Annotated in this window: 25 protein-coding genes, 1 tRNA gene and 1 pseudogene; 13 read left to right on the top strand and 14 right to left on the bottom strand. The window is 56.5% G+C overall.

The annotated features are described in order from the left end of the window. Window positions 1-21: 21 nt before the first annotated feature. The 6 genes and pseudogenes from DES54_RS06650 to DES54_RS06625 all read left to right on the top strand — a co-directional run bounded on the left by DES54_RS06650 (window position 22) and on the right by DES54_RS06625 (window position 5,463). Window positions 22-1,362 (top strand): MFS transporter, encoded by a 1,341-nt coding sequence (locus tag DES54_RS06650; RefSeq protein ID WP_113865802.1) that lies wholly within the window; start codon window positions 22-24, stop codon window positions 1,360-1,362. Between the two features lie 18 nt (window positions 1,363-1,380). Next, window positions 1,381-2,152 (top strand): annotated as a pseudogene (locus tag DES54_RS19245) (SDR family NAD(P)-dependent oxidoreductase). A gap of 9 nt (window positions 2,153-2,161) precedes the next feature. After that, a complete protein-coding gene (locus tag DES54_RS06640) occupies window positions 2,162-2,908 on the top strand; it encodes an SDR family NAD(P)-dependent oxidoreductase (protein ID WP_113865801.1) in 747 nt (248 codons plus the stop codon). A 16-nt stretch (window positions 2,909-2,924) separates the two neighbouring features. Beyond that, window positions 2,925-3,224, top strand: a complete 300-nt coding sequence (locus DES54_RS06635) for a hypothetical protein (RefSeq protein ID WP_113865800.1) — start codon at window positions 2,925-2,927, stop codon at window positions 3,222-3,224. Further along, window positions 3,224-4,276, top strand: coding sequence for a CobW family GTP-binding protein (locus DES54_RS06630; RefSeq protein ID WP_113865799.1), 1,053 nt, complete (start codon window positions 3,224-3,226; stop codon window positions 4,274-4,276). Before DES54_RS06635 ends, DES54_RS06630 begins: the two co-directional genes overlap by 1 nt. Continuing rightward, complete coding sequence (locus DES54_RS06625; protein WP_113865798.1) at window positions 4,273-5,463, top strand: ABC transporter substrate-binding protein; 1,191 nt, start codon at window positions 4,273-4,275, stop codon at window positions 5,461-5,463. Before DES54_RS06630 ends, DES54_RS06625 begins: the two co-directional genes overlap by 4 nt. A 17-nt stretch (window positions 5,464-5,480) precedes the next feature. On the opposite strand, the gene rimI is transcribed toward DES54_RS06625, so the two are convergent. After that, window positions 5,481-5,924, bottom strand: a complete 444-nt coding sequence (gene rimI / locus DES54_RS06620) for a ribosomal protein S18-alanine N-acetyltransferase (RefSeq protein ID WP_113865797.1) — start codon at window positions 5,922-5,924, stop codon at window positions 5,481-5,483. Then, window positions 5,869-6,306, bottom strand: a complete 438-nt coding sequence (locus DES54_RS06615; protein WP_113865796.1) for a DNA polymerase III subunit psi — start codon at window positions 6,304-6,306, stop codon at window positions 5,869-5,871. The genes rimI and DES54_RS06615 overlap by 56 nt, the downstream gene beginning before the upstream one ends. A 177-nt stretch (window positions 6,307-6,483) precedes the next feature. Here DES54_RS06615 and rsmC point away from each other — a divergent pair, with 177 nt between their 5' ends. Then, window positions 6,484-7,530 carry a 16S rRNA (guanine(1207)-N(2))-methyltransferase RsmC gene (rsmC, locus tag DES54_RS06610; RefSeq protein WP_113865795.1) on the top strand — a complete coding sequence of 349 codons (1,047 nt, stop codon included), beginning with the start codon at window positions 6,484-6,486 and terminating at the stop codon, window positions 7,528-7,530. 3 nt (window positions 7,531-7,533) lie between these two features. On the opposite strand, the gene DES54_RS06605 is transcribed toward rsmC, so the two are convergent. After that, window positions 7,534-8,526 (bottom strand): aldo/keto reductase, encoded by a 993-nt coding sequence (locus DES54_RS06605; protein ID WP_113865794.1) that lies wholly within the window; start codon window positions 8,524-8,526, stop codon window positions 7,534-7,536. A 115-nt stretch (window positions 8,527-8,641) separates the two neighbouring features. Here DES54_RS06605 and DES54_RS06600 point away from each other — a divergent pair, with 115 nt between their 5' ends. Then, window positions 8,642-9,547, top strand: a complete 906-nt coding sequence (locus DES54_RS06600) for a LysR family transcriptional regulator (RefSeq protein WP_113865793.1) — start codon at window positions 8,642-8,644, stop codon at window positions 9,545-9,547. A gap of 112 nt (window positions 9,548-9,659) precedes the next feature. After that, window positions 9,660-9,746, top strand: a tRNA-Leu gene (locus DES54_RS06595). A gap of 45 nt (window positions 9,747-9,791) precedes the next feature. Here the strand turns inward: DES54_RS06595 and DES54_RS06590 are convergent. Then, window positions 9,792-10,079, bottom strand: coding sequence for a DUF1435 domain-containing protein (locus tag DES54_RS06590; protein WP_113865792.1), 288 nt, complete (start codon window positions 10,077-10,079; stop codon window positions 9,792-9,794). A 123-nt stretch (window positions 10,080-10,202) separates the two neighbouring features. Next, window positions 10,203-11,096: a LysR family transcriptional regulator gene (locus DES54_RS06585; RefSeq protein WP_113865791.1), complete on the bottom strand. Its 894-nt coding sequence runs from the start codon at window positions 11,094-11,096 to the stop codon at window positions 10,203-10,205. A gap of 132 nt (window positions 11,097-11,228) precedes the next feature. Here DES54_RS06585 and budA point away from each other — a divergent pair, with 132 nt between their 5' ends. The 4 genes from budA (at window position 11,229) to DES54_RS06565 (ending at window position 16,234) form a co-directional block, all read left to right on the top strand. Continuing rightward, window positions 11,229-12,011 carry an acetolactate decarboxylase gene (gene budA / locus DES54_RS06580; protein WP_113865790.1) on the top strand — a complete coding sequence of 261 codons (783 nt, stop codon included), beginning with the start codon at window positions 11,229-11,231 and terminating at the stop codon, window positions 12,009-12,011. 35 nt (window positions 12,012-12,046) lie between these two features. Beyond that, complete coding sequence (gene alsS / locus DES54_RS06575; protein WP_113865789.1) at window positions 12,047-13,726, top strand: acetolactate synthase AlsS; 1,680 nt, start codon at window positions 12,047-12,049, stop codon at window positions 13,724-13,726. 114 nt (window positions 13,727-13,840) lie between these two features. Then, window positions 13,841-14,629: a siderophore-iron reductase FhuF gene (gene fhuF, locus DES54_RS06570; RefSeq protein ID WP_113865788.1), complete on the top strand. Its 789-nt coding sequence runs from the start codon at window positions 13,841-13,843 to the stop codon at window positions 14,627-14,629. Between the two features lie 138 nt (window positions 14,630-14,767). Next, window positions 14,768-16,234, top strand: coding sequence for an alpha/beta hydrolase (locus DES54_RS06565; protein WP_169050478.1), 1,467 nt, complete (start codon window positions 14,768-14,770; stop codon window positions 16,232-16,234). Between the two features lie 69 nt (window positions 16,235-16,303). On the opposite strand, the gene DES54_RS06560 is transcribed toward DES54_RS06565, so the two are convergent. The 9 genes from DES54_RS06560 to DES54_RS06520 all read right to left on the bottom strand — a co-directional run bounded on the left by DES54_RS06560 (window position 16,304) and on the right by DES54_RS06520 (window position 25,072). After that, window positions 16,304-18,085: a TadE/TadG family type IV pilus assembly protein gene (locus DES54_RS06560; protein ID WP_169050477.1), complete on the bottom strand. Its 1,782-nt coding sequence runs from the start codon at window positions 18,083-18,085 to the stop codon at window positions 16,304-16,306. Window positions 18,086-18,100: 15 nt separating this feature from the next. Then, entirely contained in the window at window positions 18,101-18,721 is a 621-nt protein-coding gene (locus DES54_RS06555) for a TadE/TadG family type IV pilus assembly protein (RefSeq protein ID WP_113865786.1), read from the bottom strand. Then, window positions 18,718-19,218, bottom strand: coding sequence for a TadE family protein (locus tag DES54_RS06550; protein ID WP_113865785.1), 501 nt, complete (start codon window positions 19,216-19,218; stop codon window positions 18,718-18,720). The genes DES54_RS06555 and DES54_RS06550 overlap by 4 nt, the downstream gene beginning before the upstream one ends. Beyond that, entirely contained in the window at window positions 19,199-19,996 is a 798-nt protein-coding gene (locus DES54_RS06545; protein ID WP_170132582.1) for a tetratricopeptide repeat protein, read from the bottom strand. Before DES54_RS06545 ends, DES54_RS06550 begins: the two co-directional genes overlap by 20 nt. Window positions 19,997-20,092: 96 nt before the next feature. Then, window positions 20,093-21,025, bottom strand: coding sequence for a type II secretion system F family protein (locus tag DES54_RS06540; protein WP_113865783.1), 933 nt, complete (start codon window positions 21,023-21,025; stop codon window positions 20,093-20,095). Between the two features lie 4 nt (window positions 21,026-21,029). Further along, window positions 21,030-22,013: a type II secretion system F family protein gene (locus DES54_RS06535; RefSeq protein ID WP_113865782.1), complete on the bottom strand. Its 984-nt coding sequence runs from the start codon at window positions 22,011-22,013 to the stop codon at window positions 21,030-21,032. Next, the gene (locus DES54_RS06530) at window positions 22,010-23,431 is read right to left on the bottom strand and encodes a TadA family conjugal transfer-associated ATPase (RefSeq protein WP_113865781.1); all 1,422 of its coding nucleotides are present in this window, start codon (window positions 23,429-23,431) and stop codon (window positions 22,010-22,012) included. Before DES54_RS06530 ends, DES54_RS06535 begins: the two co-directional genes overlap by 4 nt. A gap of 3 nt (window positions 23,432-23,434) precedes the next feature. Continuing rightward, entirely contained in the window at window positions 23,435-24,634 is a 1,200-nt protein-coding gene (locus tag DES54_RS06525) for a CpaE/TadZ family protein (protein ID WP_113865780.1), read from the bottom strand. A 15-nt stretch (window positions 24,635-24,649) separates the two neighbouring features. Beyond that, on the bottom strand, window positions 24,650-25,072 hold the full coding sequence (locus DES54_RS06520) for a hypothetical protein (RefSeq protein ID WP_113865779.1): 423 nt from the start codon (window positions 25,070-25,072) through the stop codon (window positions 24,650-24,652). Window positions 25,073-25,090: the final 18 nt, after the last annotated feature.

Genomic DNA, 25,090 nt, shown 5'->3' with positions numbered 1-25,090 from the left:
TAAATAAAGAGTGATAGAAAAATGAGCCTGTATAAGAAATCTACGATTAATGGCTGGCAACCCCAGCAACTGACCATCAGGGATGTAAAATTCGCCACCTGGATCGCGTTCTTTGCCTGGGTATTCGCGGTCTATGATTTCATTCTGTTTGGCACTCTGTTGCCTGAAATCGGCAATCATTTTGGCTGGAGTGAAGTTGAACAGGCGGAGATAGCCACCTGGGTCGCCGTCGGCGGCGCAGTGATCGCGCTGGCGATCGGCCCGCTGGTAGACCGGCTTGGCCGCCGCCTGGGGATTGTCATTACCGTGGGCGGCGCGGCGATTTGTTCCTTGCTGACGGCGGTGGGCGGCGCATGGGGTAAAGGCGCGCTGACGGCCATTCGCTCGGTGGCGGGGCTGGGTTATGCCGAGCAAACGGTCAATGCCACCTACCTGACGGAGCTTTATGCCGCGCTCGACGATCCGCGGCTGAACAGGCGTAAAGGCTTTATCTACAGTCTGGTGCAGGGCGGTTGGCCGGTAGGCGCGCTGGTGGCGTCCGCGCTGACCGCAATCCTGATGCCGCTGATTGGCTGGCAGGGCAGCTTTATTTTCGCCGCCTTGCCGTCATTGGTGATCGCGGTGCTGGCATTGAAGCTGAAAGAGACGCCGCAGTTTCAGGTTCATCAGTATATCCGCCAGTTACGTCAGTCCGGTCAGGTCGAGGATGCCCGTCAGGTGGCGCAGGACTACCATATTCACTATGAAGAACATCAGCAAGCCGGTCTGGGCGCGGCTTTTCGCGGTGTGTCGCTGCGCGCCACGCTGGTGCTGGGTAGCGCTATCCTGATTAACTGGTTTGCCATTCAGATCTTCAGCGTGCTTGGAACGACGGTGATTACCCGCACGCACGATGTCTCTTTCAGTAACTCGCTGCTGATCCTGGTGCTGTCGAATCTGGTCGGCTACTGCGGTTATCTGGTGCACGGTTGGCTTGGCGATCGCTTTGGCCGCCGCAATACCATCGCCGTGGGCTGGATGCTGGGCGGCGTGGCGTTTACCGGCATGCTGTACAGCCCGGATAGCTTCGCCATCATCGTCGTGCTGTACAGCATCGGTCTGTTCTTCCTTATCGGGCCTTATGCCGCCGCGTTGTTTTTTATCAGCGAAAGCTTTCCCACCGCAATCCGCGCTACCGCCGGCGCGTTGATTGGCGCAATGGGGCCGGTGGGCGCGATCCTCGCGGGGATCGGCACCACCAGCACGCTGAGCAGTGGCGGCGACTGGCAGCAGGCCGCGCTCTGGTTCGGCGCGCTGCCGTGTTTTGTGTCCGGCATCATTATTTTGTTTGCCCGCCATGTGCGTGCGGAAGACGTGAAATAACCCCGCAGGAGAACGGCAATGTCTGAAACCTTAACTTCTTCGCCGGTGGCGTTGATTAGCGGCGCCACCAGCGGCATCGGGTTGGCGCTGGCGAAAACCTATGCGCGTAAAGGCGTGCGCGTCGCGGCGGGGTACTACCCGGCTGATCCGCACGATCCGATCAAGGCGCAAGCGGCGGTCGCCGCCGCCGGGGGCGAGGCGATCTGGCTGCCGCTGGATGTCGGTTTAACCGACTCGGTGGCGTCTTTTACCGCCCGCGCCTACCAGCACTTTGGTCGCATCGACTACATGGTGGCCAATGCGGGCGTGCTGCGTCGCTCCCCGATCGGGGAGCGACGCCAAATGGGACGATATGCTCAACGTGGATTTAACCGGCGTCATGCGCTGTTTTCGCGAAGCTTCCGCCTATCTGGGGACGGGCGGCAGTCTGGTCGCGGTGTCCTCTATCGCCGGGGCGTTTTATGGCTGGCAGGATCATGCGCACTATGCGGCGGCGAAGGCGGGCGTACCGGGGATTTGTCGCTCCGTGGCGGTGGAGCTTGCGCCGCGGGGAATTCGCTGTAACGCGGTGATCCCAGGCCTGATCGAAACGCCGCAGTCGCTTGATGCCGAGAATTCGCTAGGGCCGGCAGGATTAAGGCAGGCGGCGCTCGGTATTCCGTTGGGGCGGGTGGGCAAGCCTGAAGACGTGGCGAACCTGATCGCCTTTCTGACCAGCGATAAAAGCAGCTATATCACCGGCCAGAGCCTGATTGTTGACGGCGGCCTGACCGTGCGCTGGCCTGACTAGGAGGACATGATGCTATTACAAAACCGAAACGTGGTGATTAGCGGCGCCGCCAGCGGTATCGGCATGGCGATTGCGCAACAGTTCGCCACCGAAGGAGCGCGTCTGATGCTGGTCGATTATGACGCCGCCCGTCTGGATGGCGTGGTCGCCGCATGCCGCGCGCTCGGCGCGCCATGTCATGGCGCCGTTGCCGATGTCGGCGAGGTGGCTGGCGCGCGGCACGGCGTGGATCAATGTATCAACCATTATGGCGGTATCGATATTTTGGTGAACAACGCCGGGATATTGACTCAGGCGCGTTGCGGCGATATCACGCTGGCGATGTGGGATGAGATGATGGCGGTGGATTTACGCAGCGTGTTTATCGCCTCGCAGCGTGCGCTGCCGATTATGATGGCGCAAAAGTGGGGGCGGATTATCAATATCGCGTCGCAACTGGGGATCAAAGGCGGCGCCGAACTGTGTCATTACGCAGCGGCGAAAGCAGGCGTTATCGGGTTTACCAAGTCACTGGCGCTGGAAGCGGCGCCGTACAACGTACTGGTGAACGCCATTGCGCCGGGGCCGATTGAAACCCCGCTGGTTGAAGGCATCAGCAGCGCCTGGAAGCAGGCGAAAGCCGCGGAGTTGCCGCTTGGACGCTTTGGCCGCCCGGAAGAGGTGGCGCCGGTGGCGTTGTTGCTGGCCAGCGAACCGGGCGGCAATCTGTTCGTGGGACAGACGCTGGGACCCAATTCCGGCGATGTAATGCCCTGATATAAGGAGAATGACGATGTGCGGAGTTTGCGGCTTGCTCGACAGCGGACCGAAGTGGAGCGATCCGCTGCAACGTTCGCGGCCCCGTTATCAGCAACGGCAACAGCAGTTGGCGGTGTTGAACCAAGTGCTGGCGCCTTTCAGACTAAAGTTGAATGACTTCCATCAGCGCTGGATGCTGGCGGGGCCGACGGGACAACAGGTGATCGTCGATACGCTTGATCAACTTTGGCCGCAAGCGGAAAAAATCATCAGACGATCGCTCGATCCGCTGGATGATGGCTGGCTTGCGGCGCTGGAAAGCAAGGGGGCGTGATGCGTCGGGAAGAAAAGCTGGTGGTGCATGTTCTCAGCGGTTTTCTCGGCAGCGGAAAAACCACCTTGTTGCAGCATTGGCTGCGCAGTCAGGACATCAACGATGTGGCGCTGCTGGTCAACGAGTTCGGCGAGGTCGGCATTGACCATTTTCTGCTGCAACAGGTGGCGCCGGATACAATATTGCTGCCCAGCGGATGCGTCTGTTGTCAGATTCGGGGGGAATTGAAACAGGCGCTGCTGGACCTGTATGAGCGCAGAGCGCGGGGAGAATTGCCGCCGTTCAGCCACATCGTGCTGGAAACCACCGGCCTTGCCGATCCCGCACCGATCCTCTCCACATTGTTATATGACCGACAGTTGCAATATCACTTCAGCCAGGGAAGTCTGATCACGCTGGTGGATGCCGAGCACGCCTGGGAACAGGCGGAAAATCAACCTGAATGGCTGACGCAAGTGACGGCGGCGGATACTTTATTGTTGAGTAAATGCGATCGCGTCGGTGCGGACGCCCTGGCGCCGCTCAGGGAGTACCTCGCCCGGCTCAACCCGCTGGCATGGATTGCAGACACGGCGCTCGCCCTTGCGCATCCCGATCAGCTGTTTACGACGCGCACGCCGCCGGGCGCCAGCGCCAGCGCGATCAAACGTCAGGTGTTCCGCTGGATGGGGAATGCGGCGTCATCAACGGCGTCAGGCAATGTGTCGGCGCTTGCTGAGCCGCATCACCCGCAAACCCGCACCTGCGTAATTACGCTGGCGGAAGATATTAACTGGAGCGCTTTCGTCATCTGGCTGTCGCTGTTGCTGCATTGTCACGGTAAATCGGTGCTGCGCATGAAAGGAATTCTGAAGGTTAATGAAAGCGCCTCGCCCATTGTGATCCACGGCGTTCAGCACAGCCTGCATCCGCCGGAGCATCTGACGGCATGGCCGGGTACATTGCGCGAGTCGCAACTGGTATTTATTATGCGGGGGATTGAACCGGAAGCGCTCAGTCAGGCTTTTCTACGTTTTCAGCAGCCCTTTATCAGCGAAAAGGCCCGGCAATGACATCGGTTTTATCTTCTTCCAACATCACGTTGCGCGTACTGGGGACATCGGTCACGCTACTGGAACTATTGCGTCAACGGGCGCAGCAGGATCTCGGCGTCAATATTGAGTATCTGGTGCATGACGTCGAGGATGCGCAGCGTATCGCGGTAATGCACCCCGAAAGCTACGACCTGTACGACCAGTGGTTTCATAATATTGATTTCGTCTGGCCGGCGCGCGCGATCCAACCGCTGGAAATCAAGCGTCTGCGCTATTGGGATGAGATCAATAATTTGCCCAAGTTGGGTTCGCTGCTGCCCGGCGGACGCCCAGGCGATGGCAGCGTGCCGGCTGATCGGTTGTACGTCCAGCGCGATAATCACCTTAGCAGCCGTCCGGCCGATCTTATCAGCATGCTGCCGCTCACCCACAATGCCGACAGCTTTGCTTATCACGCCGACCGGTTGCCGGATTCGCTGCGTGGCGAAGAAGAGAGTTGGGCGTGGCTGTTGCATCCCGCTTACGCCGGACAAGCGGCGCTGCAACATGATGCGGCGATGGGCGCGCTTGATGCGGCGCTGGCGGTGCAGGGCGCGGGGCTGACGCGCTTTGCCAGCGTGGGGAATCTGGCGCTGGAAGAGATTGACGTCCTGACGGATATTCTGGTCAGCCATCGCCGACACGGTCATTTCGCCGCATTCTGGGCCACCCCGGATGAAGCCGGTAAACTGATTGATGATCGGCAGGTGGGTATCCAGAGCCTGTGGGCGCCGACTTACTTTCGCCACCATTTTCGCCAGAGCGGTTATAAGCTGGCGATGCCGCGTGAAGGCTACCGGGCCTGGTACGGCGGACTGTCGCTGTCGCGTTGCGCGGCGGGGAAAGTAAAAGACATCGCCTATGAGTATCTCAACTGGTGGCAGTCAGGGTGGCCGGGCGCGGTGATGGCCCGGCAGGGATATTATATTTCCAATCCGCAGCGCAGCCGGGATTATCTCTCGGCGGCGGAATGGGATTTCTGGTACGACGGTCAACCCGCGTTGGAAACCTTACCCGATGCGTTCGGCGAGCCCTTAATCGCCAAAGGAGAACGCCGCGACGGTGGCTGTTATGCGCAGCGCATGAGCCACATCGCCGTCTGGAACTCGGTGATGGATGAACACAACTATCTGGTTCGGCGCTGGCAGGATTTTCTTCATGCCTGACGGGGAAAATCGACGCATTATCCCAGCGGCAGCGCCATGATGATCGCGTCTTCACGCCCCTCGGCGGCAGGGTAATAGTCGCGGCGTAGCGAAACTTCGTTAAAGCCCAGACTTTCATATAGCGCGATGGCCCGTTGGTTGGAAGCGCGCACTTCCAGCCATAACGTCAGAATGCCGCGTTTCTCCATCTCCTGAATGAGATGGTCGAGCAATGTCCGGCCAAACCCCTGACGCTGAAAATCCGGGTGAACGGCAATGTTGAACAGGGTCGCTTCATCAAGTACCACCTGCGTAATGGCATAGGCGGCGATGCGTCCGTTGTGAGTCAGTTTCAGGTTGACGTAGCGCTCCCCCTGATTGCTGACAAAGGTCTTTTCCGTCCACGGAAAGGCATGGCTGGCTTGTTCAATCTGAAAGGCTTGCGCCAGATCGGTTGGCGTCAGAGAAGATATCGTGTTCATGTTCGCAAATTTGTTGCCATAGCGCGCGTTTGGCGTCGGCACGCTGAGAAAGCTCGGTCAAAACCGGGCTGGTTAGCTGGACGCCTTCCAACGCAAGCGGCGCATCCACCCCCAGACGCCAACTGTGGCAGCGAGCGTTTTCAGGGAGCATCATGGTTTGTTGCGGGGTCAGACGGTAGGTTTGCTCTGGCGTCAGCGCCAGACTGCGTAAAACATCGTTTAACAGCGGGGCGTCGTCGGGCAACGGTTCGGCGGACACGATCACCAGACGGATCTGCGCGGGCAGACTGACGGCGATTTCGCCCTGCAACGCCGACGGACGTCTCAGCGTCCACTGCGTAATACCTAGCTGCTGTAGCATCCAGTCACGTCTTGATTCCATGCTTTATCCTGTCTGGATCGCGATGACGCCGCGCTATACCTTTCACTTCTCAAGTCGCAGGGGCGTTGGCCGCCTGAGCGCATCTTGAAATCTATTGGGCTTATGCTAGCAAACCCATCGAACATGCGCCAACAAAGCTCTATAATCCCCGTTCAATTATTAAGGAGCTAGAGTCTGATGTCCGCATTAACCCCTGCCAGTGAAGTCATACTGCGCCATAGCGACGAATTCGTCTCACGCCGGGTTCTGTTCGCCGGTGATTTACAAGACATGTTTCCAGCGCAGTTCGACGCGTCTGATGTGCGTGTCCACGCCACGCAATTTCACCATTGGCAGCAGTTAAACCGGACGTTGGACGAGCGGGTTCAATATGGTTTACTGGCCGATGCCGCGCTGGTGGCTGACTGCGACACCCTGATTTATTACTGGCCGAAGAGCAAGCAGGAAGCGCAATTCCAGTTGTTCAATCTGCTGTCGTTACTGCCTGTTGGCGCTGAAATTTTTGTGGTGGGCGAGAACCGCAGCGGCGTGCGCAGCGCGGAAAATGTTTTGGGCGATTTCGCTGTGCTGGCGAAGATTGACAGCGCGCGTCGCTGCGGACTTTATCATGGCCGGCTTGAGAAGCAGACCACGTTCAATCTGGATGACTGGTGGGACGAATACCTCATTGATGGCGTGACGGTGAAAACCCTGCCCGGCGTGTTCAGTCGTGATGGGCTGGATCCGGGCAGCCAATTGCTGTTGTCGACATTTGAGCCACATATGAAAGGCAAAGTGCTGGATATCGCCTGTGGTGCGGGGGTGCTGGCCGCTTCGCTGGCGAAGCAGTCGCCGAAAATCCGCCTGACGCTGAGCGATGTCAGCGCCGGCGCGGTTGAATCCAGCAAGGCGACGTTGGCTGCCAACCAACTGGAAGGCGAAGTCATTGCCAGCAATGTTTATTCGGACATTACCGGTCGTTTTGACCTGATCATCTCCAATCCGCCGTTCCATGATGGTTTGCAAACTAGTCTGCAAGCGGTGGAACTGCTGATTCGCGGCGCGGTGTCGCATTTGCCGATTGGCGGACAGTTGCGCATTGTCGCCAATGCCTTCCTGCCGTATCCGGCATTATTGGACGCAGCCTTTGTCAGCCATGAAGTGCTGGCGCAAACCGGGCGCTTCAAGGTTTATCAGGCCACGGTCGGCCGCCCGCCCCGCACGACGAAGAAAGGCCGCCGTTAACCTCTAAACATCAATCTGCGCCATGCTTTCTTTGCCATAGCGCTCTCCCGCTGCGGCATCGAAAGGGAAATACGCTTCGATGGCGGCCAGTTCTTCAGCCGTTAACGTGACATCCAGCGCGGCGAGGTTTTCTTCCAGATAGCGACAGCGTTTGGTTCCTGGGATCGGCACAATGTGTTCGCCTTGCGCCAGAACCCAGGCCAGCGCCAACTGTGATGACGTGATGCCTTTTTGCGCCGCCAACTGGTTGATTTTATCGACTAATTGCAGGTTTTTGACAAAGTTTTCTCCCATAAAGCGCGGATTGTGGCGGCGGAAATCATCGGCGGCCAGATCATCCGTGCTGCGGATCGCTCCGGTCAGAAAACCGCGACCTAACGGGCTGTAAGGAACGAAACCTACGCCAAGACGTTTACAGGCGGGCAATACGCTGATTTCCACATCCCGCGTCCACAGCGAGTATTCACTCTGTAAGGCGGTGATCGGATGAACCCGGTGGGCGCGCTCCAGGGTATCGGCGGATGCTTCACTTAAGCCGATGTAACGAATTTTCCCTTCCCTAACCAGATCGGCCAGCGTACCGACGCTCTCTTCAATCGGCATCGCAGGATCGACGCGATGCTGATAGTAGAGGTCGATTTCTTCCACGCCCAGCCGTTGCAGGCTGCCTTCAACCGCACGACGAATATATTCCGGCTTACCGCAGACGCCACGATCGTTCTGATTGTTCAGATTTCGCACGATGCCGAATTTGGTGGCCAGAAAAACCTGTTGGCGCTTGCCCTTGATCGCCTTGCCAACCAATTGTTCATTGGTGTGCGGGCCGTACATATCGGCGGTATCCAGTAGCGTGACGCCTAACTCCAGCGCGCGATGCAGCGTGGCGATGGACTCCTTTTCATCCTGGGCGGTGAAGTAGAAATCACTCATGCCCATGCATCCCAGCCCCAATGCTGAAACGGATGGGCCATTAAGACCTAATTGACGTTGTAACATAGTGCCGTCCTCATGATGTGTTTGCAGTAACAGCAGTGTGGTTGTTTATCGAACAAAGATAAATCATCTATTTTGTGCAACACTGTTCAAATATTAACAACAATGGTACATGACCATGGATCAGATTCAGGCGATGCGAATTTTTGTGCGTATTGTGGAACTGGGAAATTTTAGCCGTGCGGCCGAAAAGCAGGGGCTGCCGCGCGCCACCGTAAGCCATACCATCAAACAGCTTGAAGCGCGGTTGGGCGTGCGCCTGCTGCAAAGAACCACCAGACAGGTGAATATCACCGACGAGGGCCGGATTTACTATCAGCGCTGTATCCACCTGCTGGCCGAAATTGAAGAAACCGATACGCTTTTTACCCACCATAAACACCAGCCGGTGGGGAAAGTGCGGGTCGATATGCCGCATTCGTTGGCCAGGGATGTGGTTATTCCGGCGTTGGGGGCGTTTTACCAACGCTATCCGCAGATAACTTTGATGCTTAGCGCCAATGATTCGGCGATTAATGTCGTGCGCGAAGGGGTTGATTGCGTCCTGCGCGCCTGGCAGGTGGACGATGATTCGCTGGCGACCCGGCACCTGCCGCCCATGCCGCAGATAACCTGTGCGTCCGCGCATTATCTGGCGCGGTTTGGCACGCCGTTGTCATTGGACGATCTGGCCGGGCATCAGGCCGTTGGCTATTTTTCATTACGCTCCGAGCAGCTTTATCCGCTGGAATTCATGCAAAACGGCGAGCTAATCACGCATAGGTTGCCGGGAAAGTTGCAGGTGAATGGCGCGGATGCCTATATTGCCGGTTGCCGCGCCGGATTAGGGCTGATTCAGGCGCCGCGGCGTGGTTTACAATCGTTGCTGGACAGTGGCGAACTGGTAGAAATATTGCAAGACACCCCTGCGCCGGATATGCCGCTGTATGTGATGTATCCGCCCGGACGTTTTCTTGCGCCACGGATTCGGGTGTTCATTGAATGGCTTAGCGAACGCTTTGCGCATGATGCCGCCGCGAGATGATGGTTTTTGCAGCAACTCCCGCATTTTCGGGGAAATAATCATTGACCTTAACGGTAAAACCTCTAGAATTCGCCTCCGTGGTGGCATTGCGTAACGTAATGCGGACAGGTTTGCGAAGGTGGCGGAATTGGTAGACGCGCTAGCTTCAGGTGTTAGTGCCTTAACGGGCGTGAGGGTTCAAGTCCCTCTCTTCGCACCAATCCTTTCTTGATGCTTCCTACTTTAATGCTGTTTTCTTCTTATATTATCCCAGCGTGTCAAACATAATCGATACCACCACCAGTCCGCCTGCCAGCGCCACGCACGAGGGCAGTAACAGAAAGTGTCGCAGACGCTGATGAAACAGCATGAACAGGGTTGCCAGCAAAGCGATGGCGATAATCAATTTAAAATGTAGCAGATTGAGACCCTGCATCGCCAGTAATAGTATGATCGCGCAGGGCAGCAATACGCCCCAGGCGCTGGACAGATGCTTTCCCATACACCCGCTTACTCCCCGCAATCCGCGCGCGGTAATCATGGCTGTCAGCATTTTTCACCACCGGTTAAACATGATAATGATAACCAATATCATATAAGAATTAATATCAATTACCAGTTTTTTGGCGCATAAGCCTATGCGTTGCAGGGGACGGCAATGGGCGGCGTTGTGACCTCAACGTTGCTGTAACTGTTCACGCAGCAGGGCGACCATATTCTGAACGGCTGCGGAGCGCTCATGCTTGCGCCAGATAACCGCGATTTGCGTCGTGATGTGCGGCGAGTCAATTTCATGGTAGGTGACGTTATCGGCTTTAATGCAGGATAGCGATGCGGGGATGATGGTGACGCCAAATCCGGCCGCCACCATACCAATCGTCGCGGGTAACTGAGGCGCGAACTGACTCAGTTTCGGGCCATAGCCGGACAGATAGCAGGAGCGGATGATCATATCGTGCAATCCCGGACAGACATCGCGCGGAAAAATGATCAACGGTTCCTGATGCAGTTCGCTCAACTGAATGCGTTTTTTCCCGCCCAGCGTATGATTCGCCGGCAGCACCAACTGCATCGACTCTTCCGCCAGAATTTCACCATTCACATCGTCGCTCACATTGCATGGCAGACGCAGAAAAACCAGATCAATGTTTCTGTCGTGCAGTTCCGCGAGCAGCGTGGGGGAGTTGTCCTCCTGCGGGATGGCCAGTACGTTCGGATAGCGATGCTGATAGGCATGCAGTAGCGCCAGTACCGCAGGATGGAAAGACGCCGACGAGGAGAAGCCCACGTTAAAACTGCCTTTCTCGCCGCGGGCAATGCTTTTGGCCTTGTCGAGCGCCATGTCCGTCTGTTGCAGGATCTGGCGGGCGTCTTTGTATAGCGCCTTGCCCGCCTCGGTCATTTCCACGCCGCGCGTCAATCTTTTAAACAGTGGCGTGCCGATCTCCTGTTCAAACTTTCTAATCTGTTGGCTCAGCGGTGGTTGCGATATGCCCAGCTTTTCCGCGGCGCGGGTGAAATGTCTGGCTTCGGCTACGGCGACAAAATAACGCAAGTAACGTAGTTCCATTTACCTGGCTCCATATTTTTTAGATCTCGAAATAACAATATTTGCATATTGGAGTTTTGTACATTCTCGCGTCAATCTTTAAACAAAAGTTAGAAAAATTTAAGTAATAAACCACGCGAGAAGAGATGAGAGATGAAAGAGAATATGGACGGAGATCCTTGTGTGCTGGAGATTGCGGATTATGCATTAACGCATCAGTGCCAGCATCCAGAGTGCGTTATCTATCAAGTGTCATTGATGAGCGGGCTTATCAACGGCGTATACGAAGGCAACCGCACCATCGCCGAACTGTTGCAACATGGCGATTTTGGATTAGGAACATTTAACAATCTGGATGGGGAGTTGGTCGCTCTCAATAGCCAGGTTTTCCAGTTGCGCGCCGATGGCAGCGCGCGCGTGGCGCGCCCGGAGCAGAAAACGCCGTTCGCCGTCATGACGTTCTTTCGTCCGACAGAGCAAATCCGCTTCGACAAGCCTATTGAACGCTATAACCTGCACCAAAAAATCGACGAGAGGATCGACACGGACAATCTTTTTTGCGCCCTGCGGATAAATGGCGATTTTCGTTACGTGGAAACCCGTACGGTGCCACGGCAGGAACGGCCCTATAAACCGATGCAGGAAGCGATTGCCAGTCAGCCGACTTTCCATTTTGAACACTGTCGCGGCAGCGTAATCGGTTTTCGCAGTCCCGCCTATACCCAGGGGATCAATGTTGCCGGTTACCATGAACACTTCATTACCGATGATCGCAAAGGCGGCGGACACATCCTTGATTATGAAATGGAAAAAGGGATTTTGACATTTGGCGTGATTGCCAAATTGATTATCGACCTACCGCAGGATCGGGATTTTCTCAACGCCGACCTGTCATCTGAAAATCTCAATAGTGTTATCCGGTCAGTGGAAAGTTAGTTGGCCAGTGGTCGTTATTTCATCGGAGTCATATCATGGAAAAATCAAACGGGCAACGCAGTTGGGACTGCGGGGCTTCTCTGATTGTGAAACATTTGGAACAACAAGGCGTTAAACATATCTTTGGCATCCCAGGCGCCAAGATCGATCGTGTTTTCGATGCGCTGGAGGATTCTCCGATTCAGACCATTCCGGTTCGTCATGAGGCAAACGGCGCTTTTATGGCGGCGGCGATAGGGCGTTTGACCGGCAAAGCCGGTGTGACGCTGGTCACCTCCGGGCCGGGATGTTCCAATCTGGTCACCGGACTGGCGACGGCGACATCGGAAGGGGATGCGGTGGTGGCGCTGGGCGGCGCGGTCAAACGGGCGGACAAGTACAAGTTGACGCACCAGAGTCTGGACACCGTCAGCCTGTTTAAGCCGGTGACCAAATTCAGCGCGGAAATCATCGCGTCATCCGCCATCTCTGAGGTGCTGGCCAATGCTTTTCGTGCGGCGGAACTGGGGCGTCCCGGCGCGGCGTTCGTTAGTCTGCCGCAGGATATTCTCAACGAGCCGGTGACCAGTCAGGTATTGGCTTGTCCGACATTGCCGGTACTCAATGGCGCGCCGCATCAGGATATTGTCAAGGCGTCCCGCTTGTTGCGTAAGGCGAAAAATCCGGTGTTGTTGCTTGGGTTGATGGCAAGCCAGCCGGAGAATGCCGAGGCGCTGCGGCGTTTTTTGCACCATAGCCGTTTGCCGGTAACCAGCACCTATCAGGCTGCCGGGGTTATCGATCAGGCGCATTTCGACCATTTTGCCGGACGGATTGGGCTGTTCAACAATCAGGCGGGCGACAAACTGTTGCAGCAGGCGGATTTGATTATCACCGTGGGTTATAGCCCGGTGGAGTATGATCCCCTGCTATGGAATAGCGGCAAGGCGACGCTGGTGCACATTGACGTGCTGCGGGCCGAGATTGACAGCGCCTATCGGCCTGATTATGAGTTGCTCGGCAATATCGCCCTGACCATTGATGCGCTCAGTGCGTGTATCGACGCGCCGCTGTCGCTCTCTTCACAGACACAGGCGGTGCTGAAGGAGCGTTGTCGTCAGCGCCACGATCTGAGCACGCGGGCGATCGACATGGGAGGGTTTGCGATCCATCCGTTGCGTTTGGTCCGGGTTATGCAGGATATCGTCAACCATGACGTGACGCTGTGCGTGGATATGGGCAGCTTCCATATCTGGTTGGCGCGCTATCTGTACAGCTTTCGCGCCCGTCAGATCCTGATGACCAACGGGCAGCAAACCATGGGCGTCGCGTTGCCCTGGGCGATTGCCGCCTCGCTGGTGCAACCCGGCAGGAAAATCGTTTCGGTTTCCGGCGACGGCGGTTTTATGCAATCGAGTATGGAACTGGAAACCGCTGTGCGCCTGAACAGTAACCTGATGCATATTATCTGGGTGGACAACGCCTACAACATGGTTGAAATGCAGGAGCAGAAAAAATATCACCGCGCATCGGGGGTCAGGTTCGGCCCGATCGATTTCAAAGCCTATGCGGAAGCGTTCGGCGCCAGAGGATTCGCAGTTGAAAGCGCTGATGAACTGGTCAGCAAGTTGCATCAGGCGATGGACGTTGATGGACCGTCGGTGATCGCCATACCGGTGGATTACTCTGATAACCATTGGCTGATGGAGAACCTGAATATCAGTATGATGGTATAAATACGCGCCGGTAACTGGGCGAGGCGGGGTTTGTTATCACAAATGAATATAAGTAGTATTGCTAATCGTTATTATTTCGCTTAGCGGAATATGTTCTTATGCCGATAGTTTCTTATGCCAATAGCTAAAAATATTACCCGCCTTGCGCAACCGGCGCTCTTTCCCGCGGGTGATCGGCAATTGGCGGATGCATTGAATGCTATCCTGCGCCAGTATCGCCCTGATTGCCTTGATACGATCAAACTGGGCGAAACGCCGCCGCCAGACGCCGTCACGTTGGCGGAATGGTCGCGGCCCGTGGCGTTTCGTCAGTTGCTGCAACGCTATGGTGATGAGTTATACCGGGCCTACCCCGATCAGGCGCGCGAGGAAAAGCCGCTGCAATCGTTGTGGGCGCAGTGGTATATAGGGCTGTTGGTTCCGCCGTTGATGTTGGTGCTGCTCAAGCACACGGCGGCGCTGGATTGCTCATGGGCGCGCATTTATGTTGAGTTTCATCACACCGGTCGTCCGGCGGCGTTTTATATTGCCGCGCAGGTTGCCGCTGATATCGGCCCGTCGCCACGCCAGCGGCTGGAAATGATGTTGCGTCAGCACCTCATCCCGGTGGTGACGGCGCTGGATGGCTTTGGCGCGCTGAACGGCAAATTGGTCTGGAACAATACCGGTTACCTGATGCACTGGTTTTTGGGGGAACTGGCGGCGTGTCTGCCGCAGGATGTGCTCACCGATGTACAAAACCATCTGTTCTTTTCTCCTTCGCTGCTGGATGGCGGCGACAACCCGCTTTATCGCACGGTGATCCCGCGCGGGGGGATTATTCAGCGCCGCAGTTGCTGCCAGCGCTATTGCATCCCCGGCGTGGAAAAATGTCTGAACTGTACGCTTAATACGGCGGGATAAAACGAAAGATCCTGGCGGCATTATCGGCGCCCGGCATCCTTATCGGCGTGTCCTTTTGCTATGATCCTGTTTTCTCTGTGGGCGAAAGGATCCGATAAAAGGTCTGCTTTCGCCAGGGACTTGAAACGGAAAATCAACATGATGATCAAATCTGTCAGGCGGGTGATCAAACGGGTGGTCATTCTTCTTGCGGTGGTGGCGCTAACGCTGCTGGCGATCCGGGTTTACGATACACAACGCGGCCCGCCGCTGGCGCCCTGGCACACCTATGTTCCTGATGAACTTTCAGCGGATGAGCTGGATAACGCGGATTGGGCGGCCTACCAGCGAGCGGAAGAGCGCCTGTTTCAGCAAGTGAATCAGCACGTGACGCAGGCGCTGGATGAGGATGAGCAACGGCCCATTAATCGCTATTTTTCCGGTAGTCCGGTTTATCCGGGGAAATTCCAACATGACTGGAACCGTTCTTATGAACTAATGCCGGATGGTGCGCCGAAAGGCGTGGTGGTGCTGTTGCACGGCTTAACCGATGCGCCTTATAGCCTGCGGCATGTCGCCGAGCGTTATCGTCAGCGCGGTTTTGTGGTGGTCGGTATCCGTTTACCGGCCCACGGCACGGTGCCGGGCGCGCTGACGGATGTTCGCTGGCAGGATTGGTTGGCCGCGACGCGGCTGGCGGTGCGCGAAGCAGAGCGTTATATTGGCGCGGCTGCAGGACGCTCTTTGCCGTTGCACATTGTCGGCTTTTCCAATGGCGGCGCGCTGGCGCTGAAATATGCGCTGGATGCGTTGGATGACGCGACGTTGGCTCGCCCGGATCAGCTAATTCTGATTTCACCGATGATCGGTATCACCAGCTACGCTCGTTTCGCCGGTTTAGCGGGGTTGCCGGCAATTTTTCCGCCGTTCGCCAAATCCGCGTGGCTGGGGATTTTGCCGGAGTTTAACCCATTCAAATACAATTCATTTCCGGTAAACGGCGCACGCCAGTCATGGTTATTGACGCATGAACTGCAACGGCAACTGATCCGTAAAGCACAGCGTCAGGCGCTGGCTGAACTACCGCCGGTGCTGACGTTTCAATCGGTGATGGATTTTACCGTCAGCACCAGGGCGGTCATTACGGCGTTTTATGATTTGTTGCCGGCCAACGGCAGCCAATTGGTGCTGTTTGATGTCAATCGCACCATCAGTTTCGGCTTGTTATTACGCGACTCCGCCAATAACGCCATCAGTCACTTGCTGCCCCCGGCTCCCCGCCGCTACGACACCACGGTGATTACCAACGCCTCGCCAGACAGTGCGCAAGCCATCGCGTTTGATGTCGCCGCTGGCATGACGCGGGAAAGTTCTCGTGATTTGGCGATTGATTATCCGCCGGATGTTTATTCGCTGTCGCATATCGCGCTGCCTTTTCCCGATTCGGACTCGCTGTACGGGCGTTTTTCGCAAAATCCCCATGAGTTTGGCTTGCCATTGGGGATGATTGCCGCCCGCGGTGAGCGTTCAGCGCTGGTGGTTGATCTGGATACATTGCTGCGTCTTTCCTCCAACCCGTTTTTTCCTTATCTGATACAGCGTATCGAAGAAAAAATTCCGCAATAGGCTGGATTTTTCGGCCACCTCCGCCTTGCGTCGCCAGGGCGGAGGGAACAGTAGCGTGGCCTGCTCGGTTTATTCAATCATATGCAGTTCGGTCAATGAGTTAGCGATGGTGGAGAAAGCGTTGGGGAGGTCGCTGACATTGGTGGCGTCGAAGTAATAACCGCCTTGCACGCCGCTGGAGCAGGTCTGCATCAGCGACTTGGTACTGCCATTAATGCCGTCGCCCAGAACCACGGTATAGATACTGATATTTTGGCTCTTGATGTTTTCACACAGATCGGCGGTAAGTTTATTCAGCGTCTGATTACCCACCTGCCAGTCCTGCCCATTACTGCGTCCTTGATACAATTTTCCATAGGGTGCGATGGTTGTCGCATTGTTATTCATCTCCTGCTCACTGCCGACGCGCAGGGAACTGAAGTCGGAACTATTGGAAAAGTACCGGCCCAGCAGATGTTTATCATTGCTGAAACCCGCCAGCGTGTCCTGATAGCTAGCTGATTGCGTTTCATTGCCGCTGGTGAGTTGATAGTTGATGACGTAGCTGGCGGCGATTGGCTCGGCGTCAATAGCAACGTCGTCAGAATGGTTGCTGGTATTGTTCGGATCGAGCGGATCCAGACCGTTATTGCCGTCGGTGAGCAGGACAATAATTTTGCTCAGACCGGGGGCGGCATCACGCGGTTTTAAATCATCTCCCCAGCCTGAGTCCCCACGCCAGTTTGGATCCAGCATGCGCCACGACCACAACAGACCCAGCGGAATGATGGTCCGGCCATCAATACTCAAATCAGTAATTTTCTCTTTCAGTCTTGCGGTTTCGTTGCTCAGGAACGCCATCGCCCGGCTGGAAGAACAGTTGGTGTTGCTGTTGCCATATTGTATATAGCGTGACGGAAAGGCAAACCGCGCCACGAGCGTGTCGCCGACCGATCGGGTATCGATAATCCGCTCGCCGCTGACTGAGAGGAGTTTAATCTCGCCGCTTTTCCTGCCCAGTTTTTCCGCTGTTTCCGCCGGAGTGAAGGTTTTCGTCCCCCAGGTCATCAGGGGCGTAAACTGTCCCGGCAACCCCGACTCGGCTTTGAAGGCCCCATCATAGGGCTCCAGCACGCAACCATCCCAAACGCTGCCGGATTGAATATAGGGATACTGTTGCGCCTCGGCATTCAGCCAGTAGCGTCTTTCATCGCCCACATACACCGTATCGGCAAACGGAACGATACCGATAAATGTCTTGTCCAACTTGCCGCTGTTATCCGCCGCGCCGAGTACCTTATCCACCAGATCCGCGGACGCTTTTTTTAACGTTTCAATTTTATTGCCTCTCATTGAACCCGTGTGGTCGAGCGCCAGCACCATTTCAATATCGCTGCGGGTACGGCGCACCGCTTTGTTTTCGGCGTACAACCTGAAGGCGGTTTGATTCAGATAACCGGTGATCAGCAACGGCAGCGTACCGCTGGCGGTCATATGCACCAACTGCCCGGTTGCCTGACTCTGATCGTTGCTTTCCTCGTTGTAGGTGATGCTCACGTCATCTTCCGCGATGGTGCCGCCGAGAAAGTTTTTCGGCATGTTGCTGTAAAAATAGCTTATGGCATCCTGACGCCAGGCGGATTCGGCGTCAGGGCTCGCATCGGGCGTGAAATGGTCCAGATTGCGTCCTGCCGACAGCACCGTAATGTCCAACGCATTTTGCAGTTTGCTTTGCGCCATATTGTAACGAATAAAGTCAATGGCGCTCAACAGCGCCAGCGTGATGACAGGGAAACAGATCAGGTAGGTGAGCGCGGCGGCGCCCCGCTGGTCGCGGCGTAGTTTCCGCCCTATTTGTCGTAATGTGGCCATCTTTGGCGTCATCCTTTACTTGATGGGTAAGTCGTTAAACCGTGGCCGATAGAAGGCGCGCGCCGACAATTGTTGTTCCCCCCCCAACTCCTGCCAGAAGGCGGAGGTGAGCATGAATGGCGTGTAGCGATAAAACACCTCGACCACGATCGCCGAGTCATTAGCCGATGGTTGTGGGAAATTATCTGGCGGCCGCAGTGTGGCGGCGACGGAATGCGAGTTTTGCTCGCCCTGATAGACTCGTTGCCATTCAGGGGTTGTCCGCCAGACGGCTGTCCCGCTACTATCGGTATCCGTGGCGTACAGGCTGATGACCATGCCGCCATAGCGACGGTAATCGAGCGGCGTCATCAGATCCTGCGCGATGGTATGGTAAGTGCAGATATCGTTTGCCAGGCGGCACTGCTGGTTATCGTTCAACTCGCGTTGCATGGACAGACTGTTTGCGATCGTGAACGCGGCGCGATCCACCACCGACGCGGTTCTGAAGTAGTGATACAGTTCCATGCTGGCGATGACGATGAACACCGCCAGAGGGATGATCAACGCCGCTTCAATTGCCACCGCGCCTCGTCTGGCGTGCCAGAGACGATTTTTTTTCAGGCGTAAACATAGGGTACGTAGATGTTTTTTCATGGTTCGTTTTGGATCAGAATGACGCGTTCAAAACGTATGCGATCACCACCCAGCCAGGAAATAAAGCCGGTCATCCCTGGCCGGTAGAAACCCAGCCGATAGATCACCATATCCCCTCGCTCGCCGTCATCGCATTCCGGCTGATAATCGGCCTCCTCCCAATCAGGAAAGGGCGCGTTATCGCCGGGCCGGTAGATTTTAACGTCGATATAAGATGGCCTGGCGGTACGAACCCAGGGCGAAAGCGTATCATCCAGCACAGCTTGCACTGTCTGGCGGCAATCGCCGTTGATGCCGATACGCCCCATGCGCGCAATCCGGTTGGCGGCAGTGTCCAACTGCGCGTCCGCCAGCATGATGAACGTGACTTCGATGGTGACGAACAACACGGCGAATAGCAGCGGCGCGATCAACGCATACTCCAGCGCGGCGATACCGCGTTGTTCGCGACGAAGCCGCCGGCGCCACAGGTGTCCATTAAGGCAACGCTTTAACATCGGATTGCTCCAGGTTCTGGCGCAGATAGCGATAAAACGTCAGATTATCCTGCACGATGTCGCGCGGTTGGCTGGCCGTCAGAATCTCTTCCGCCGCGTCGTCCCGTCCCAGCAGGCCGTAGGCCAACGCCAGATTATCCCGCTCCTGCGGTAGCGTACTGGTGATGCCATTGACGCCCAGCAGGGTGTTTATCGATTCGCGCGCCTTGCCTTCCAGCGCCAGCGACAGTCCCAGATTGGTACGCAAGGCCGCATCATCGGGATTCTGTTTTAATCCGCGCCGGTAGATGCTCTGGGCCTGAGCGTGCTCGCCCGCCAGATCATGGCTGACCCCCAACCCCGATAATGCCAGCGGGTGATTGGGAAAACGCGTCAGGATCGCCTGGTAGCGCTCGACGGCTTGCGTTAACTGGCGCTGTCTGAGCAGAATGCGCGCCTGGCCCAGATACGCGTCGATATTGTCCGGCGCCAACTGCTGTGCGGTTGCGTAGGCTTTACTTGCGGTCTCCAGTTCACCGGATAGAAAGTGGGTATCGGCCAGACCCAGCCAGCCTGCGGGCTGGTCGGGATTCGTCTGGGTAAAACGACGATAGATTGACCCGGCGACCTCAAGATCGCCGCTTTTTAAGGCGCTGGCGGCGATATTCAGTTCGCTCTGATCCGATTTCAGGCTGACTGGCTGTTTGCTGCGTTCACTGTCGGGTTGAGACAACGCCTGGCAGCCCGTCAACAAGGCAAGCAGGCAAAAGAGCGTCATTGCACGATATTTTTTGTCCATCATGGTTACCTTATCTGTCTGTAGTTATCCGTACTACATGAGTTATCTGTACTGCGTGAGTTATCCGTACTACATGAGTTATCCGTACTACATGAGTTATCCGTACTGCGTGGCGAAAAATTCGATAATTCCCAACACGGCGGGACCGGCGGCGACGATCAAGACGGTGGGCAGAATAAACAACATCATTGGCAGCGTAATTTTTACCGCTAGTTTGGCGGCGGCCTCTTCCAGACGCATCATGCGGGAGGTGCGTTCGGCGCGGGCCAGGATGCGCAGCGCTTGTGTAATGGCAGTGCCGTATTGACGCGATTGCAGCAGCGCATTGACCAGCGTCTTGACCGATTCCAGCCCGGTGCGTTGCACCAGCCGATTGAGTACGGCTTCCGTATCGTTGCTGATTTGCAGTTCGCCGGATGTCAGCCGCAATTCGTCAGCCAGCGCCGGACAAACCAGCGCCATTTCCTCGGCGACCCGCTGGATGGCGCTGTTCAACCCCAATCCAGAATTGGTGCAGATAACCAGGAGATCGAGCGCGTCCGGCAGGCTTTGCCGGAGGATGCGCTGACGTCTGGCGACCAGTCTGTCGAGCACGATACGTGGCAGCAAGGTGCCGAGATAGAGGGCCAGCAGGCACAGCAGCACGCCGTATAGCTGTTGGTCCGCCAGCAAGGGCCAGAACAGCACGATAACCAGCGCCAGTAACGCGAGCGATGAAATCAACGATAACGCAATGACCAGCAGCAACGCTTTTGGCCCGCGAAAGCCCGCGCGCACCAGCTTGTGGGATATTTCCAGCCGCTGGGCGGCGTTGAATAACGGCGCCCGGTGTCCGAGGTTGTGCAACATCGCCATCAATCGGCGCAGCGCGTTATGGTGTTGCCAACCGCGTGTTTGCGGCTGGATGTTTTTACGCCGAACTTCGTACTGCATTCGTTCCACCAGGCGGGCGCGTCGGCTGGCGCGGGCATAGAGATACAGTGCGACGCCGATCAGGGCGCACAATACGGGAAAGAGTCGAAGTAACATGGCGTCAGATCTCCATTCTGGCGATTTTTCGGATCATCAAGACCCCCAGCGTGAGCATTGTCGCCGCCAGAAACAGCAGTTGTTGTCCTGCGGCGGTGTAAAACAGCACGTTGATGTAGTCGGGACTGAGCGCGAACAACGCGCCGCAAATGAGAAACGGCAGCGACGTCAGGATAGTGCCTGACAAGCGGCTTTCCGCCGTCATCGCTTTGGTTTTCAGGCGCAGATCGCGGCGGTTACGGATAATGGTGGATAAATTTTCCAGCGATTCGGTCAACGAACCGCCGGTGCTGCGTTGTAGCGACAGGCAAACGGCGAAAAAGGCGAAGTCGGGCAGTTCAATGCGCAGCACCGCTTCGTCCATGACTTCCTGAAGATCGTGCCCCAGCAGCAGACCGTCCCCAATGCGCCGGAACTCCGGTCCCAGCGGCGCGGCGAAGTGATTACCGACGTTGCGGATGGATTGCGTAATCGGTATCCCGGCTTGGCTGGCGCGGGTGATCATATCGATGGCGTCCGGCATCTGGGTGAGAAAGCTCAGTTTGAAGCGTTCGACCAGTTTGCGGTAAATCACCAACGTCAATATTACCGGCAGCGCGACAAACAGTAACGTAACGCTCCACCAGGCGACGGGTATCAGCCCGAAATAGAAAAGCGCCGACGCCGCCAATAGGATGGCGCCCTGCAACGCGATAAGCTGCTGGTAGCTGCGTCGATTGCCGACCGTTTCCAACCGGTTAAGATAATAACCCAGCGTTCCCATCGCCTTGCGCCGATGACGACGTCTGACTTCTGCTTGCGCCCGTTCCAGTTCCATTACGATTTTCTGGCGCGAGGCATGGCTTGAAATACTGACCAGCGTTTTCAGCCGCTGGCGGATACGTGCGGTCGGACGTTGTTGCACGACATCGGCCAACGTCATCGCCGCCAGCCCGAACAGCACGAAAATCGCAAAGGTGAGTATCAGAATGATATCGGAAAATGTCATGGTCGCATGGCCTCCAGCAGCGCGGTTTCCATACCGTAATAACGGGCGCGTTCAGTGAATATGGGGCGCATGCCGCTACTGTCGAAGGAACCGGTTACTTCATCCTCATAGGCGCTGGCGTCATAGTTGAAGCGGAACAGATCCTGAGTCACGATAATGTCGCCCTCCATACCCGCCAGTTCGGTAATACTGATGATGCGTCTCGAACCGTCGCGCATGCGTTCCACCTGAACGATCAGGTGCACCGCGCTGGCGATTTGCCGACGAATGGAGTACAGCGGTAGATTACCGTTGGCCATCAAGACCATGCTTTCAAGCCGGATCAGCGCGTCACGCGGATTATTGGCGTGCAGGGTGGTCATTGATCCGTCGTGACCGGTATTCATCGCCTGCAGCACATCCAGCGCCTCCGCGCCGCGCGTTTCTCCGAGGATGATTCTGTCCGGGCGCATACGCAACGCGTTGCGCACCAGATCCCCTTGCGTAACCCGGCCTGCGCCTTCCAGATTCGCCGGACGGGTTTCCAGGCGCAGAACGTGCGGTTGCTGAAGCTGGAGTTCGGCGGCATCTTCAACCGTAATCACGCGTTCGGCGGTGGAAATGAAGCGCGACAGCGCATTAAGCAGTGTGGTTTTCCCAGAGCCGGTGCCGCCGGAAATAATCACGTTGAGTCGGCTGGCGGCGGCGATTTCCAGCACTTTCGCCATCGCCGATGACAGGCAGCCTTTGGATGCCAGCCGTTTTAGCGTCAGATCCCGCCGGGAAAATTTACGGATGGAAATGGATGCGCCGTCAATGGCCAGCGGCGGCAGAATCACGTTTACCCGGCTGCCATCGGTCAGTCGGGCATCCACCATCGGGCTGCTTTCATCCACCCGCCGTCCCACGGATGAGGCAATACGCTGAGCTACGCTGATGACATGGGCGTTGTCGATAAATTTAAGCGGCGTCAGTTCCAGTCGGCCAAAGCGTTCCACGTAGATCTGATCGGGCCCGTTGACCATGATGTCGGACACCGTTTCATCTTGCAGCAGAGGTTCAATCGGTCCCACGCCGAACATATCATTGAGAATTTCCTGTCCCATTACGCGCTGCTTACTGAGAGGAACCGGCAGATTTTCCATCACCACGGTTTCCGCGATAATGGTTGCGATATCCGCTTTCACTTCCTCATAGGAGCGCGCCAGCGCGCTGGACACGTCGATGGTGGAAAATACCGCTTGTCTGATCAGAGCGTAATTCCCTGAGCGAATGACGGACTCCGTGTTCTCCGACGCTGTTTTATCCGCGATCGCCGGACTGATGACGGAAATCGTCTGGATCAACGCATCGTCGTGCGCCGATGGCGATTCAGAGAAAACAGACTGACGCGTCGGCCCGTATGTTGGCTTTGTTGCCGATTTGCGACCAAAGCTCATTTGTCACCTCTTTATTCTTAAAGGCAGCCACCAGGTATCGCGTGACTTGGTGTTTGCTTCTCCGGTCAACAGGTTGACGAGTTGCTTGATCCCCTGAGCGAAAGGGCTGTTGTCGGGCAGCGGCGACGCAAGATTCTCCGATAACGACAGCGCCAACGGATCGTGACCGATTGGAATAACCGGCAGTTCGATGGTTTTCACGAAGTCTTTGAGGTTGACTTTATTGCGGTTTACCGGCTGGGGTTGATTGACGATGCTGTATACCGTGGCCGGGTTAGGATGAGCCTCGATATGGCGTACCAACCGCAGCAGCGTTCGGGCCGAATAGACCGATTGTTCCGCCACGACGCAGGCAAGGTTGGCATTGAGAAACGCTTCTGACGCCAGCGCGCCGCCGCGCTGCGGGACATCCAGAATGATGTAATGGTAATACTGGCTCAGGGTGGCGCACAGGTTGCTCAGTTTTCCTTCCTGAATGCTATAGGGATCGGCGTAGTCCAGTTCGGCGCTGAGCGCATATAGCCGGTTGTCCACTGTGGTCATGGTGCGTTCCAGATATTGCGCATCGAGGCGATCGGCGTTACCCATCACCTCGATCAGCGCGTTGCCGCCGGCAATGCCCAGCATACAGGCGCCGCTGCCGCCATATACATCGAGATCAAGGTAGACTATCCGCCGGTGCGTTCCGCCGGCGATAAGCCCTCTGGCCAGATGCACCGCCACGCTGCTGGTGCCGATACCGCCACGGGTGCCGACGACGACAACCACTTTTCCCAGCCGCTGCTGACGAACCGGCGCGTTGCCTTCATCGTCCAACACTTTGCGCAACAGGCCTGCACCCAACGGTTTGACCAGATAATCCTGCACGCCTTGTTGCAGCAGGCTGCGGTAGAGGCCCACATCATTACGATCGCCGATGGCATACACCTGAACCCAAGGCTCGCAGGCGTCGGCAAGCCGGTTTAAATCATCCAGCGGGCCGTCTGAACCGGAGATATCCACCAGTAATCGACGCGGGGAGCGTTCGACTTTCTTCAGCCAGGCAATGGCCTCATCCACGCTGCCGCGTTCCACTTTGTAGTCGGTCAACGTACTGGATTTGAGGAAATGAGCGACTTCCTCTTTACCTTCCGCATCCTGAATAAACGCCGCGAAATTAACGCTGCGCGCGTTGCCATGTTCTATATCCGTTAGCACACTCATAGACTAATATCCGTGTTATTGATCGATTTTCAACGTGGTGGACTCACGCAGTGGCTCAACCCGGTTTTCGCGATAGCGAGTCACCGATAACGCCGCGGCCTCCGCCGCCGTACCTTTATAGCGCCGGGGGAGATCTAAATCCCGCGGACGAACCAGGCTATGCGCCAGATTGGTGTAGGTAGCGCAGCCAAACGCCACCTGCGCGCGATTCACGTTGTCCCAGTCGCGTTCAGGCTGCGCCAGCGCATAACAGGAAGGCGGGTACGCCACCCACTGTTTGCCGCGTTGTTTTAACTGGATGCTCGATATATCCGGCATACCGTCCGGGTCGCGTTGCCATGACGAACAGCCAGCCACGCTTCCCAGTACGACTCCTCCTAGCACCATCGCCAGAAGCAGACGGCAGGGCGCGTGGCGTAATGTGACGGAAATCCGCATTGTTGTACTCCTATGCCA

Origin of the sequence: Brenneria salicis ATCC 15712 = DSM 30166, from assembly GCF_003315515.1 — a bacterium.
GTDB lineage: Bacteria > Pseudomonadota > Gammaproteobacteria > Enterobacterales > Enterobacteriaceae > Brenneria > Brenneria salicis.
Note: the sequence above shows the minus strand (reverse complement) of the source record. Positions and strands in the feature narration are given on the sequence as shown.

Coding starts and splice junctions, on each gene's coding strand:
- DES54_RS06650 (WP_113865802.1), top strand. CDS start 22: ATGAGCCTGTATAAGAAATCTACGATTAATGGCTGGCAACCCCAGCAA.
- DES54_RS06640 (WP_113865801.1), top strand. CDS start 2,162: ATGCTATTACAAAACCGAAACGTGGTGATTAGCGGCGCCGCCAGCGGT.
- DES54_RS06635 (WP_113865800.1), top strand. CDS start 2,925: ATGTGCGGAGTTTGCGGCTTGCTCGACAGCGGACCGAAGTGGAGCGAT.
- DES54_RS06630 (WP_113865799.1), top strand. CDS start 3,224: ATGCGTCGGGAAGAAAAGCTGGTGGTGCATGTTCTCAGCGGTTTTCTC.
- DES54_RS06625 (WP_113865798.1), top strand. CDS start 4,273: ATGACATCGGTTTTATCTTCTTCCAACATCACGTTGCGCGTACTGGGG.
- rimI (WP_113865797.1), bottom strand. CDS start 5,924: ATGAACACGATATCTTCTCTGACGCCAACCGATCTGGCGCAAGCCTTT.
- DES54_RS06615 (WP_113865796.1), bottom strand. CDS start 6,306: ATGGAATCAAGACGTGACTGGATGCTACAGCAGCTAGGTATTACGCAG.
- rsmC (WP_113865795.1), top strand. CDS start 6,484: ATGTCCGCATTAACCCCTGCCAGTGAAGTCATACTGCGCCATAGCGAC.
- DES54_RS06605 (WP_113865794.1), bottom strand. CDS start 8,526: ATGTTACAACGTCAATTAGGTCTTAATGGCCCATCCGTTTCAGCATTG.
- DES54_RS06600 (WP_113865793.1), top strand. CDS start 8,642: ATGGATCAGATTCAGGCGATGCGAATTTTTGTGCGTATTGTGGAACTG.
- DES54_RS06590 (WP_113865792.1), bottom strand. CDS start 10,079: ATGCTGACAGCCATGATTACCGCGCGCGGATTGCGGGGAGTAAGCGGG.
- DES54_RS06585 (WP_113865791.1), bottom strand. CDS start 11,096: ATGGAACTACGTTACTTGCGTTATTTTGTCGCCGTAGCCGAAGCCAGA.
- budA (WP_113865790.1), top strand. CDS start 11,229: ATGAAAGAGAATATGGACGGAGATCCTTGTGTGCTGGAGATTGCGGAT.
- alsS (WP_113865789.1), top strand. CDS start 12,047: ATGGAAAAATCAAACGGGCAACGCAGTTGGGACTGCGGGGCTTCTCTG.
- fhuF (WP_113865788.1), top strand. CDS start 13,841: ATGCCAATAGCTAAAAATATTACCCGCCTTGCGCAACCGGCGCTCTTT.
- DES54_RS06565 (WP_169050478.1), top strand. CDS start 14,768: ATGATGATCAAATCTGTCAGGCGGGTGATCAAACGGGTGGTCATTCTT.
- DES54_RS06560 (WP_169050477.1), bottom strand. CDS start 18,085: ATGGCCACATTACGACAAATAGGGCGGAAACTACGCCGCGACCAGCGG.
- DES54_RS06555 (WP_113865786.1), bottom strand. CDS start 18,721: ATGAAAAAACATCTACGTACCCTATGTTTACGCCTGAAAAAAAATCGT.
- DES54_RS06550 (WP_113865785.1), bottom strand. CDS start 19,218: ATGTTAAAGCGTTGCCTTAATGGACACCTGTGGCGCCGGCGGCTTCGT.
- DES54_RS06545 (WP_170132582.1), bottom strand. CDS start 19,996: ATGGACAAAAAATATCGTGCAATGACGCTCTTTTGCCTGCTTGCCTTG.
- DES54_RS06540 (WP_113865783.1), bottom strand. CDS start 21,025: ATGTTACTTCGACTCTTTCCCGTATTGTGCGCCCTGATCGGCGTCGCA.
- DES54_RS06535 (WP_113865782.1), bottom strand. CDS start 22,013: ATGACATTTTCCGATATCATTCTGATACTCACCTTTGCGATTTTCGTG.
- DES54_RS06530 (WP_113865781.1), bottom strand. CDS start 23,431: ATGAGCTTTGGTCGCAAATCGGCAACAAAGCCAACATACGGGCCGACG.
- DES54_RS06525 (WP_113865780.1), bottom strand. CDS start 24,634: ATGAGTGTGCTAACGGATATAGAACATGGCAACGCGCGCAGCGTTAAT.
- DES54_RS06520 (WP_113865779.1), bottom strand. CDS start 25,072: ATGCGGATTTCCGTCACATTACGCCACGCGCCCTGCCGTCTGCTTCTG.